The organism is Xenorhabdus bovienii SS-2004 (assembly GCF_000027225.1).
In the GTDB taxonomy this organism is placed as follows: Bacteria; Pseudomonadota; Gammaproteobacteria; order Enterobacterales; family Enterobacteriaceae; genus Xenorhabdus; species Xenorhabdus bovienii_C.
In genome coordinates this window covers 1,059,281-1,071,654 of sequence record NC_013892.1, presented here as the reverse complement: position 1 = coordinate 1,071,654, position 12,374 = coordinate 1,059,281, and the positions used below count along the sequence as shown (strand labels likewise).

General features: G+C 47.5%; 9 protein-coding genes. 3 read left to right on the top strand and 6 right to left on the bottom strand.

The genetic code is table 11. From position 1 onward, the window contains the following. Nucleotides 1-16: 16 nt before the first annotated feature. Nucleotides 17-2,911, top strand: a complete 2,895-nt coding sequence (pulA, locus tag XBJ1_RS04640; protein ID WP_012987629.1) for a pullulanase-type alpha-1,6-glucosidase — start codon at nucleotides 17-19, stop codon at nucleotides 2,909-2,911. 20 nt (nucleotides 2,912-2,931) lie between these two features. On the opposite strand, the gene kdpE is transcribed toward pulA, so the two are convergent. The 6 genes from kdpE to kdpF are packed head-to-tail and all read right to left on the bottom strand — an operon-like array spanning nucleotide 2,932 to nucleotide 10,817. Next, nucleotides 2,932-3,624: a two-component system response regulator KdpE gene (gene kdpE, locus XBJ1_RS04635; RefSeq protein ID WP_038198392.1), complete on the bottom strand. Its 693-nt coding sequence runs from the start codon at nucleotides 3,622-3,624 to the stop codon at nucleotides 2,932-2,934. After that, on the bottom strand, nucleotides 3,621-6,338 hold the full coding sequence (gene kdpD, locus XBJ1_RS04630; RefSeq protein WP_012987627.1) for a two-component system sensor histidine kinase KdpD: 2,718 nt from the start codon (nucleotides 6,336-6,338) through the stop codon (nucleotides 3,621-3,623). Before kdpD ends, kdpE begins: the two co-directional genes overlap by 4 nt. Before the next feature lie 6 nt (nucleotides 6,339-6,344). Further along, on the bottom strand, nucleotides 6,345-6,923 hold the full coding sequence (kdpC, locus tag XBJ1_RS04625) for a potassium-transporting ATPase subunit KdpC (RefSeq protein ID WP_012987626.1): 579 nt from the start codon (nucleotides 6,921-6,923) through the stop codon (nucleotides 6,345-6,347). Between the two features lie 10 nt (nucleotides 6,924-6,933). Continuing rightward, on the bottom strand, nucleotides 6,934-9,000 hold the full coding sequence (gene kdpB, locus XBJ1_RS04620; protein WP_012987625.1) for a potassium-transporting ATPase subunit KdpB: 2,067 nt from the start codon (nucleotides 8,998-9,000) through the stop codon (nucleotides 6,934-6,936). Nucleotides 9,001-9,020: 20 nt separating this feature from the next. Continuing rightward, on the bottom strand, nucleotides 9,021-10,727 hold the full coding sequence (kdpA, locus tag XBJ1_RS04615; RefSeq protein WP_012987624.1) for a potassium-transporting ATPase subunit KdpA: 1,707 nt from the start codon (nucleotides 10,725-10,727) through the stop codon (nucleotides 9,021-9,023). Further along, nucleotides 10,728-10,817: a K(+)-transporting ATPase subunit F gene (gene kdpF / locus XBJ1_RS04610; protein ID WP_038183056.1), complete on the bottom strand. Its 90-nt coding sequence runs from the start codon at nucleotides 10,815-10,817 to the stop codon at nucleotides 10,728-10,730. It lies immediately after the preceding gene. Between the two features lie 337 nt (nucleotides 10,818-11,154). On the opposite strand from kdpF, the gene XBJ1_RS04605 reads away from it, so the two are divergent. Then, nucleotides 11,155-11,364 carry a YbfA family protein gene (locus XBJ1_RS04605; RefSeq protein WP_012987623.1) on the top strand — a complete coding sequence of 70 codons (210 nt, stop codon included), beginning with the start codon at nucleotides 11,155-11,157 and terminating at the stop codon, nucleotides 11,362-11,364. Nucleotides 11,365-11,611: 247 nt separating this feature from the next. Beyond that, a complete protein-coding gene (locus tag XBJ1_RS04600) occupies nucleotides 11,612-12,355 on the top strand; it encodes a type 2 GTP cyclohydrolase I (RefSeq protein ID WP_038198406.1) in 744 nt (247 codons plus the stop codon). The last annotated feature ends 19 nt before the right edge of the window (nucleotides 12,356-12,374 follow it).

Sequence of the window (12,374 nt, the reverse complement as noted above, 5' to 3'; positions counted from 1 at the left end):
ATTAAAAGGTCTGGCTATGGAATCTCAGTTTTGGAAAAAGGCTTACCTGATCCTATTAGGCAGTCTATTTTCTCTACTACTTACAAGCTGTGATAACAAAAATGATTTACCCAAAATCGCCGAGGAACCGATGGCTCATATCCCGAACAAAATACCAACTGAAGCCACTATTGCTGACGATCTTCAGGCTTCAGCACATTGGGTCGATAAACGGACGCTATTATGGCCAGAGGGAGCAGATAAGCCTCATGTCCGTTTATATTACAATCGGTATAACAAAGTAGAGGTGAATGACGAAGGAAACTTTACTGATAGTTATCTGGTGCTGACACCGACGACTCTGAGCAAAAAGACAGCCGAAAGATTCCCTCATTTAGCGGAGCTGCCCGCATTCCAATTGCCAGAAAACACGGATGTTGATCGGCTAATCACCGGTGAACTGGTGGCATTGGCGACCAATGAAGAAGGCTTGTTATTATCGGCGACTCAAGTACAAATTGCCGGTGTGTTGGACGACCGCTTTGCCGGCACTGCGGAAACACTGGAATATGGCGCACTGATAAACGACACAGAGGTGACTTTCCGCTTGTGGGCGCCGACGGCTCAAAATGTGGGTCTGGTTATTTATAATGAAAATAAACAGGCCATCGCCAATCATATAATGAATCGTGATGCGGCGAGTGGCTCTTGGTCATGGCAGGGTGATACAAATTTGATCGGGGCTTACTACCGTTATGCTTTAACCGTGTATCATCCGTATTCCCGCAAGGTGGAACGCTATGAGGTTACCGATCCCTATTCTCACAGCCTGTCTACGAATTCGGAATATAGCCAGGTCATCAATCTGGATGACGAAGCACTGAAGCCACAAAACTGGGATGATCTGAGCATGCCGCATCCGCAGAAGACACCGGCAGATATTGCACGTATGACCCTCTATGAAGCGCATATCCGGGATCTCTCTGTTGCGGACAACACAGTGCCACAAGCTTGGCGTGGTAAATATCTGGCTCTCACGGCTAACAGCAGCGATATGTTCAAACATCTAAAGGCACTGAGTCAGGCCGGAATGACCCATATAGAGCTGTTGCCTGTGTTTGATATCGCTTCTATTGATGAATTTAGTCGTAATGTGGCTGATCTTAATCAGTCCTTCAATCGGTTATGTCAAGTCAACACAACGGTGAAAAATAGCCGCTTCGCTGATTATTGCAATCGTTCCATGACCGTGAGGGAAGTATTGCAGGCGTTACAACGCGGTGATAGTGCCAGCAATCCGCAAGTACAAGAGTTAAATAAAATGCTTGCAGAAACTGATTCTTATAACTGGGGCTACGATCCGTTCCATTACTCAGTACCGGAAGGCTCTTATGCCACTCATGCAGAAGGCTCAGTACGTATTAAAGAGTTTCGTACCATGGTTCAGGCCATCAAGCAGCAACTGGGGATGAATGTGATCATGGACGTCGCGTATAACCATACCAATGCCGCCGGCCCCACACACCGAACTTCAGTACTGGATAAAGTCGTGCCCTGGTATTATCACCGTTTGGATGAAATTACGGGTAATGTTGAAAATAATACCTGTTGCTCTGATACCGCACCAGAACACCGGATGTTTGCCAAGCTCATCGAAGACTCATTAGTGACTTGGGTTAAGCACTACAAAATAGATGCATTCCGATTTGATTTAATGGGCTACCATCCTAAGGCTCAGATTGTCTCGGCACTGGCAAAAGTCCGTGCAATTAATCCATCGGTCTATTTTTTCGGAGAGGGCTGGAATTCCGGGCAGGATGATCGATTTGAGACGGCTTCACAGATTAATCTTAAAGGCTCCGGTATCGGTACTTTCTCGGATCGATTGCGAGATGCAGTACGCGGTGGTGGGCCGTTTGATTCTGCTGATAATATTCGTATTAATCAGGGAATGGGCAACGGTGCGGGAACATTACCTAACGAAATTGCCCGATTAGATGCGAATGAAGCTCGTCATTTGGCGGATCTGATTCGTCTAGGGATGGCGGGTAATCTGGCTGACTTTGCCATGATCGATAAAGATGGGAAAGTGAAAGCGGGTCGGGAAATTAACTACAAAGGTGTCGCTGCGGGTTATGCCGCTGATCCCATTGAAGTGATTAATTATGTTTCCAAGCACGATAACCAGACATTATGGGACATCATCAGCTACAAAGCGGCATACGAGGCAGATCTGGCGACAAGGCTCCGTATGCAGGCAATCTCTCTTTCCACAGTACTCCTCGGGCAAGGGCTGGCTTTCGATCAGCAAGGGTCGGAATTACTGCGCTCAAAATCGTTTACTCGTGATTCTTATAATGCAGGGGATTGGTTTAACCGTGTCAGTTATACCTACAAAGATAACAACTATGATGTAGGTATGCCGGGGAAACGGGATGACGGTGGAAATTATGCGCTGATTCATCGAGTGAAAAATCAGGTGAAAAAACCAGGCCAAAGTGAGTTATTACAGATGATGGCTTTCTATCAGGAACTGTTACGTCTGCGTCAATTTTCACCCTTGATGACCCTTGGTAAGGGGGAATCCGTCAAGCAACGTATCGATTTTCGTAATGTGGGGCCACATCAGCAACTCGGATTACTGGTCATGACTATTGATGATGGTAACACTACCGATGATGATCGTGATTTGCGGTTTGATGGTTTAGTGGTGGTGATTAATGCTGCGTCAAAATCCGTCACTGTAAGAGATCTCAATACTCATGGTTTGAAATTAAATGATATTCAAAGCAGATTAGGGAATGCATCTTTAGCTGCCGGGATCAAAATAACCGAAGATGGCATGGTGACAATGCCAGCTTGGTCAGCCGCGGTGCTGGTTTTACCACAGAAAGGTATCCGAGGTACGGGTTTACCTGTCCGTAGAAAGTAACAGGAAGCTTTATCAGGGCATCAGGGCATAAATCGATAACCTACGCCAGTCTCTGTCAGTAAATGCTTGGGACGGGCAGGGTCTTCTTCCAGTTTTTGCCGCAGATGCCCCATATATATCCGCAGGTAATGGTTATGCTCGATATAATGTGGCCCCCAGACGTGATTGAGCAAATAGCGTTGGGTCAGCACCTTGCCGCTGTTGGTCAGCAATTCGGTCAGCAGACGATATTCCGTCGGCGTAAGATGAAGCTCCTTCTGGCTTTTTAAGACCCGACGATTGATTAAGTCAACACTGATATCGGCAAAATGAATCATCGGATCGGGCTGATTGGCTTTGGTGGCGCGACGCAGGGCAACTCTGACTCTGGCAAGCAGCTCGTTGATACCAAAAGGCTTGCTCAGATAGTCGTCAGCACCGCTATCCAGCGCCGCGACTTTATCCTGCTCATTATTGCGTGCGGAAAGCACAATGATTGGAATGCTACTCCATTGGCGGATATCATGGATCAGATCAATGCCGTTACCATCGGGCAATCCCAAGTCAAGGATTAGCAAATCGGGTTTGCGGGTGGCTGCTTCAATTAAACCTCGTTTCAGTGTGTCACATTCAAATACTCGCCAGTTTTCGCCTTCCAGAGCCAATCTGACGAAACGCCTGATCTCTTTTTCATCTTCAACGATCAAGATTGTACTGTTTCTGGCTATGCTCACATTTCCTCAATGACTTCTTCAATTTTGGGCACCTCTTCTAACGGTAGAACAAAGTGGAAACTGGCTCCACCTTTTTTATTGTTAGCTGCCCATATATGGCCACCGTGAATTTCAATGATGGCACGGCAAATCGCCAGCCCTAATCCAACACCGGGAATGGCGGATTCTTTACGGACGCGTGAGAATTTGTCGAAAATGACTTGTTCTTGTCCTTGTGGAATACCGGAGCCTGCATCCCAAATTTCAATATGTACCTGTTTGTATTCAGTCGTTGCCCGTATGCCTAGTGGTGTCTGCTCATGGGTATATTTAATGGCGTTTTCCAGCAGATTGATGAAAACTCGTTCCAGTAAGCATGCGTCACAATGCAGTAATAAGTTGGCTGACAGGGAAAGTTCTACCGTGTAGCGGCTGAGGGTATATTCCAATGAGCGTAGGGCACTACCGACAATTTCTTCCAGTGAATGCCACTCAAGATTAAGCTGAATACCGCCGGATTGAATACGTGCCATGTCCAGCAGGTTATTGACCAGACGTGAGGTGCTGAGGATCTGTTGACGAATTTGGTTAACCTGTTGGGTATGAGGCGAATTTTCAGTGGATAAATCCAGCATCAGTATCTCTGTCTGCCCAAACAGAACAGTCAACGGGGTGCGTAAATCGTGGGAAAGTGCGGCCAGTAGTGAGTTTCGTAATTGCTCCCGTTCGGTTTCTAGTTTAGCGGATTCCGCACGGCGGGAAAGGTGCAAACGTTCCAGTGCGTTGGCGATAAGCCCGGTAAACGTTTGTAATAACCGTTGTTGTTCCGGTACTAATAATTGGCGCAAGTTAGGTGATTCGATAGCAAGGACAGCAAATACCTGTGAAGCCGTGGCGATAGGAAATAGCTGATAGGGTACGCCGGGTAATGTATCGGTTCCTGCCCCAGCAGGCTGTTTTTTGTCAAAACTCCATTTAGCTATTGCCTCATCGATCTGCATTTGTCCGCCGTTATTGGACTTCACCTGATATAAACGTGCGTTGTTATCCGGCAGCAACAAGCCTGTTTTTGCCTGAAAGCTGTTGGATAAAAAGTGATAGCTGATGCGGGCAACGTCTTCTTCATTCAAAGCTCTGCTGAGCTCACGCGTGATTTCATATAAGTGCCGCGTTCGCTGTTCACGGTAGCGGGCCACTCTGGCTTGATAGCGTATACCCGCAGTCAAGTTTCCTACGACCACCCCTACGATCAACATCACGGTAAAGGTAAGCAGATATTGCATGTCTGTGACAGCCAGTGACCATCGCGGCTGGACAAAAAAAATGTCGAAACTGATGACATTGATAAAGGCGGCAAAGACAGAAGGCCAGCGGCCATAAAACAGGGCAATAATAACGACGCCAAGCAGGTAGAGTGTTACCAGATTGGCTTTATCAAGGGTGAGTAAAAAGGTATGCGAGAACAGGGTGATTAAGGTGCAGAGTATAATCGCTATGAGGAAGCCGTGGATCTGGATGCGCCATTTTTCATGGAATGCCCGGTTATCCCGTTGTTCTTTATCCCAGCGTTTTTTGTCTTCCAGTGCAACAATGATGAGATCGAGATCAGGCCCCAGTTTTCCTAAACGTTCAACGAAATCAGGGCGCCATTTAAAACCAAGCCATTTATCACTAAATGAAGTCGAATGTGAGCCATGATAGCGGCCAACAAGGATTTTGCCGAGATTGTGCTCTCTTGCGTAGCGCAGAATAGCTCTTTCTTCATGAGGATCGGAAAGCGTGGCAGTTTCAGCCCCCAGCTCCTGTGCCAGCTTCAGTGCTTTCAGGATGGTACGCCGCTTGATTTCTGGCAGTCGGTGTAATTTGGGGGTTTCAACATAAACGGCATGCCATTCACAACCCAGCTTTGCCGCCAGACGAGCTGCGGTTCGGATCAACTTTTCATTGCCAGCATTACAGCCAATGCACAGCAACAGGTTATCCCGAGTGTGCCAGACTGGTTCTTTTCCCCGTGTATCACGGAAAGCACGCATCTGATCATCGACTCGGTCTGCCGTGCGGCGCAATGCCAACTCACGCAGCGCGATCAAGTTTCCTTTGCGGAAGAAATGCTCAATAGCCCGCTCGGCCTGACCGGAAATATAGACTTTGCCGTCGTTAAGCCGCTGGCGCAGATCATCCGGTGGAATATCAACCAGCACGACGTCATCGGCATGATCAAATATGTGATCGGGAATGGTTTCGCGAACGCGAATGCCGGTAATGGCACCGACCACATCGTTCAGGCTTTCCAGATGTTGCACGTTGATGGTGGTCAGGACATCGATGCCCGCTTCCAGCAACTCCTCCACGTCTTGCCAACGTTTGGGATGACGGCTGCTGTGAGGATTGCTGAAGGCCAGTTCGTCCATCAGGATAATGGCAGGATAACGGGCAATAGCTGCATCAATGTCAAATGCGGCAATCCTGCGTTCATGATAGCGAATATGCTTCAGTGGCAATTGAGGTAAACCTGTCAGCAGTGCCGCGGTTTCTTGTCGTTCATGGGTTTCGACAACGCCGGCAATAACATCCAGCCCCTGAGACAGCAGCCGCTGCGCTTCCTGTAACATGGCATAAGTTTTACCTACTCCTGCACAGGCACCGAAAAATATTTTTAGTTTGCCACGGGGTTTTTCGTTTGCTAGTGCCAGCAGGTCATCCGGATCGGGGCGCAGGGGTTCAATCTGATCCATATAATATCAGCCTTGTGGTTTCAGGTTATCTAGTGCCAGATTAAGTTCCAGTACATTTACCACGGGTTCACCCATATATTTCAGTGGCGGGTATGCAGTATAAGCTTGAATCAATTTATTAATCACATTTATGGATAAGTGGCGGGCTGTGGCGACACGTTGGGCCTGAAATTCAGCCGCATTGGGAGAAATATGGGGATCTAAACCACTGCCGGATGCGGTGATGAGATCGACAGGAATGGCACTGTTTTCTGAATGATTGAATAAACGTACCTGAGTAATCCGCTGGTATATCTGGTGAGTCAAGGCGGGATTGGTTGTTGCAAAATTACTTCCCCCAGATGACAGGGCGTTGTAAGGGTGTTCCAGCGTCATAGACGGACGTCCATGAAAATAGATGGCTTGGGTAAATGACTGACCGATTAATTCCGAACCAACCCATTTGCCATTATGTTCAATCAAGGCACCTTTGGCCTGATGGGGAAACAAGGCGTTTGCGATGCCTGTTATCAGCAACGGATAGGCGATGCCAGTGATTAGAGTCAGGAATGTTAGTAGGACGATGGAGGCGCGTAACCAGATCATTTTCATCACCTTATTTGAAAGCCAGAACAGTGAGCAACATGTCGATGAGCTTGATGCCGACAAAGGGGATGAGCAACCCACCAAGGCCGTATAGCCAAAGATTTCGGCGCAAGAGTGACAGTGCGTTCATCGCGCGGTAACTGACGCCTTTTAGCGCCAAAGGAAGCAGAACGATAATGATTATCGCGTTGAAAATAACGGCAGACAGCACCGCCGATTCCGGTGAATGAAGATGCATGATGTTCAGGGCATTAAGCTGGGGATAAGTGACCGCAAATGCGGCGGGAATGATGGCAAAATATTTAGCAATGTCATTGGCGATGCTAAATGTGGTCAAGGAGCCACGGGTCATCAGCATCTGTTTGCCGATATGCACCACTTCAATCAATTTAGTAGGATTCGAGTCCAAATCCACCATATTTCCCGCTTCTTTTGCGGCTTGTGTCCCTGAATTCATGGCAACGGCAACATCTGCCTGAGCCAGCGCAGGGGCGTCGTTTGTCCCGTCACCGGTCATAGCAACCAGACATCCTTCAGACTGATATTGCCGGATCAGGGCGAGCTTCGCTTCGGGCGTAGCTTCTGCCAGAAAATCATCAACACCGGCTTCTGCTGCAATTGCAGCGGCGGTTAGGTGATTGTCACCTGTAATCATCACCGTTTTGATTCCCATTCTGCGCATTTCACTGAAACGCTCTTTGATGCCGCCTTTCACAATATCTTTCAGAGCGACAACACCCAAAACACGCTGATTCTCCGCAACGACCAATGGTGTTGCACCTTTACTGGCGACCTGCTGCACCAATAGATCAATGGCATCGGGAAATTGATTGTGATTGGCCTCAACATAACGTCGGATGGCATCTACTGCGCCTTTGCGGATCATACGGGTGCCTATATTGACGCCGCTCATGCGCGTCATGGCTGAGAAAGGAATGAATGTCGCGTTGAGTGCGCGAAGATCGCGTTCGCGCATATTGAAGCGCTGTTTTGCCAAAATCATGATGCTGCGTCCTTCCGGTGTTTTGTCAGCGAGTGAGGAAAGTTGGGCAGCATCGGCCAGTTGTTCTTCGGTTACACCCGGTGCAGGTAAAAACTGTGATGCCTGACGATTACCGAGAGTAATGGTTCCCGTCTTATCCAGTAATAAAACATCCACATCGCCGGCAGCTTCAATCGCGCGCCCACTGGTAGCAATGACATTGGCACCCAACATGCGGCTCATACCTGCAACGCCAATGGCTGAAAGTAATCCGCCGATGGTGGTGGGGATCAGGCAGACTAACAGGGCAACCAGCACGGTGATGCTGATGGGATCGCCTGATTGATTGGTTTGAACGCTGAACAAGGAAAAGGGCAGTAGACTGATACAGGACAGCAGGAAAATAATAGTCAGTGCCGTGAGCAAAATAGTGAGAGCAATTTCGTTGGGAGTTTTGCGCCGTTTGGCACCTTCGACCATCGAAATCATTCTGTCTAAAAAGGTTTCTCCCGGATTGACCGAACATTCGATAATCAGCCAATCCGATAAAACCCGTGTCCCGCCAGTGACTGAAGCAAAATCACCGCCAGATTCGCGGATCACGGGAGCCGATTCTCCTGTAATGGCGCTTTCATCAACGGAAGCCCCTCCTTCAAGAACTTCACCATCACAGGGGATAATTTCGCCCACTTCCACCAACACAATATCGCCCTTGCGTAGATGGTCTGAAGTGACTTTTTCCTTTGCTGCATCATGGCTGGCGGAAGCCAGTCTGGTCGCCCACGTGGTTTTTTTTACGCCTTTCAGACTGGACGCTTGGGCTTGGCTGCGGCCTTCTGCCAGTGCTTCGGCAAAATTAGCGAACAGTACAGTGAACCATAACCATAAAGCAATGGAGCCGGTAAAAAGTGCATTACCGGTAAGCTGTTCTGTTAACATCCCAAGCCACAACACGGTGGTCAGGCAGCTTCCCAGATAGACGACAAACATGACGGGATTACGCCATTGGATAGCGGGATGGCATTTTTTCACTGCGTCGATAAGTGCATGGCGTATTAAAGCGGGTTCAAATAATGCTTGATGTTTGTCTTTCATGAGTTATCTCGCAATCTCGCTTATCGTGGTGCTTGCCAAAGTTGTAAATGTTCTGCGACAGGGCCAAGCGCCAGCGCAGGAATAAAGGTGAGTGCACCCATCAGCAAAACCACCAGAATCAGTAATCCAGTGAATAGAGAGCCGTGAGTCGGCAGTGTTCCACTGCTGATAGGCTGGCGTTTTTTGCTAATCATGGAGCCAGCGATGGCCAGAACTGGAAAAATCACACCAAAGCGCCCTAGAAACATGATTGCCCCTAACAGCAGGTTATAAAACACACTGTTGGCATTCAGACCAGCAAATGCACTACCGTTGTTATTGGCAGCGGATGAGAGAGCATAAAGCACTTCAGTGAAACCGTGGGCGCTGGGGTTCATGATCGCAGCGCGTCCTGCATCGATTGAAGTTGCCAGAGCGGTTCCTAACAGGACAAGGGAGGGCGTAACCAAAATTGCCAGCGCGACCATTTTCATGTCATGGACATCGATTTTCTTGCCCAAGTATTCCGGAGCGCGGCCAATCATCAAACCGGCAATAAACACAGCCAGTAGGACAAATAGCAACATGCCGTACAAGCCGGAGCCTACACCGCCAAAGATGACTTCACCAATTTGCATCAACCAGAGTGGTATCATGCCACCCAGCGCGGTGAAGGAATCGTGCATTGCATTTACAGCCCCACAGGAAGCCGCAGTTGTAACGACGCTATAAAGTGAGGAGGCAAGGATACCAAAGCGGGACTCTTTCCCTTCCATGTTCAGATTACTGCTGGCACCAGCCTGGATGAAGTGGGGATTACCCATGATTTCGGCATAGATCACAATCGTAACGGCGATGATAAAGACAATCGTCATCGCCCATAGTAAAGCATGTCCCTGCCGATTATCCCCGACCACAAGACCGAACGCGAAACACAGTGCACAGGGGATCAGGAATATGGTAAGGATTTGCACAAAGTTACTGAGGGCATTCGGGTTTTCAAAGGGGTGGGCTGAGTTTGCCCCAAAGAACCCTCCGCCATTTGTACCCAATAATTTTATTGCTTCTTGAGAGGCAACGGGCCCCATGGGGATCAGTTGTTGTTGTCCTTCAAGGGTGTGGACAAGTACATAGGGGGAGAAATTTTGGATAACGCCCTGACTGACGAAGATAAGTGCAATGATGATCGACAGCGGGAGCAATAGATAGAGTGTAATGCGTGTAATATCTATCCAGGCATTGCCCAGTGTTTTCACGCCCTGACGGGAAAATGCCCGCATTAAGGCGAAAGCCACTGCAATTCCCGTTGCGGCCGACAGGAAATTCTGAACAGTCAAACCCGCCATTTGACTTAAGTAACTGAGGGTGTTTTCACCGCTGTAGGCCTGCCAGTTGGTATTGGTAATAAAACTGATTGCGGTGTTGAGTGCCAGATCCCATTTCATACCGGCAAAATGCTGTGGATTGAGTGGCAGATGTTCTTGGCTTATCAACAGCATAAAGAGTAGCAGCAACCCCATGATGTTGAATGTGATGATAGCGAGAGCATATTGCCACCAGTTCATCTCTTTGACGTTGCCGCCGGGCTTTTGCAAGCCACAGCAACGCCACAGGCTGGTTTCTGCATTTGTCAGCCAGCGGGGTAATTCTCCTTCGACCAGATTTGCGATCAGACTGCCGAGGGGTCTGCTCAATATAAAGAGAATGACCAAGAAACTGGTAATCAGCAAAAAAGCGGAGGCTACCATTTAAAAATCCTCCGCATTCAATAACGCGTAAATCAGATAGAACAGTAATGACACTACCAGAAATACGCCGATGATTATGAATGTATTCATTGTGCTTATATCCTTATTCACTAGATGGTTACAGCATAAGAAGAGCCATGCAAAGAAGTTGTTAAAAGAGATTATGAAAGTGTAAAAAAAGTATAAAAATATAAGAGGGATTAATTAATAAGGTATCCAAGGAAAGTCTAGCAAACTCTACAAGTTAGTTTTTTGTTTTCAATGTATTTATCTTGTTTTTATTTAGGTATTAATTTGTAATTAAATTACATCAATAGAAGAAATGAGTGATATATAGGCTAAAAAAGGGTTGAATAAGTAGCAAATTTTCATTTTGTCGGGTAAAATTTTGTACGTATTACAGATATAGCCCATGAGGAGGGTCTTAATGTCTACATATCGTGAATATTCTTGGCATCAGGTTCTCTTGCGGCGTACTGGCGCTGTAACATTGGGCGTCATTGCACTTCCTGTTATGCTATTTCGTCAGGATCGTGCCCGTTTTTACAGCTATCTGCGTAAGGTATGGATAAAAACCAGCGATAAACCCGTATGGCTGGAGAGTTCGGAAATGGCCGCAGGTATTCGAAACCGCTAAGACAGCATCATTACGTAAGTAACATGACTGTATTGCTCTGGTTTGTCACTTTCCATTCTTAGTTTTTTTCCCCTGATAGAGTATTCTGACACCTTGCCTGTTTATGCTGGCGAGGTGTTTTGCTTTTATCGCTGTTTATTGCTATTGATACGATTCTTGATGTGGTGCATATAAGCAACAATCTTGGGAGCAATTAATGACAGGTAAGTATTTTATGGCGAAAGCGCTAAATGATGGGGGAAGTGTGATGAACAATGTTGAATTGGAACATGTGCTTAATACGGAACTGAATGTTCGTGAATTTCAGGATTATGCCCCCAATGGTTTACAGGTGGAAGGCCGTCCCCATGTTCAGCGGATTATTACCGGTGTGACAGCATGTCAGGCTCTGTTGGATGAGGCGGTTCGTCTTAAAGCTGATGCGGTCATCGTTCATCATGGATATTTTTGGAAAAACGAATCACCTGTTATCCGTGGCATGAAACGCCGTCGTCTACAAACACTGCTCAGCAATGATATCAACCTGTATGGTTATCATCTTCCTTTGGATGCTCATCCTACATTGGGTAACAATGTTCAGTTGGCGCGTCAGATGGGGGTAAAAATCATCGGGCAGATTGACCCCTTGCTTCCTCATGGCGCATTTGACCAACCGATTACCCCCACAGAATTGACTGAGCGGCTTGAAAAAAGATTAGAACGCAAAGTACTGCATTGTGGCGATAATGCACCGGAAGAAATTCGTACATTGGCATGGTGTACGGGAGGTGGACAGAGTTTTATTGAGCAGGCGGCTGAGTTTGGTGTCGATGCTTTCGTGACGGGGGAAGTGTCAGAGAAAACCATCCATGTTGCCCGTGAGATGGGGCTACATTTTTATGCGGCAGGGCATCACGCAACAGAGCGTTATGGTATCAAAGTACTCGGTGAATGGCTGGCAAATCATTATGGGTTGGATGTCACTTTTGTTGATATTCCTAATCCAGCTTGATTTGTTCGCAGCTTATCAA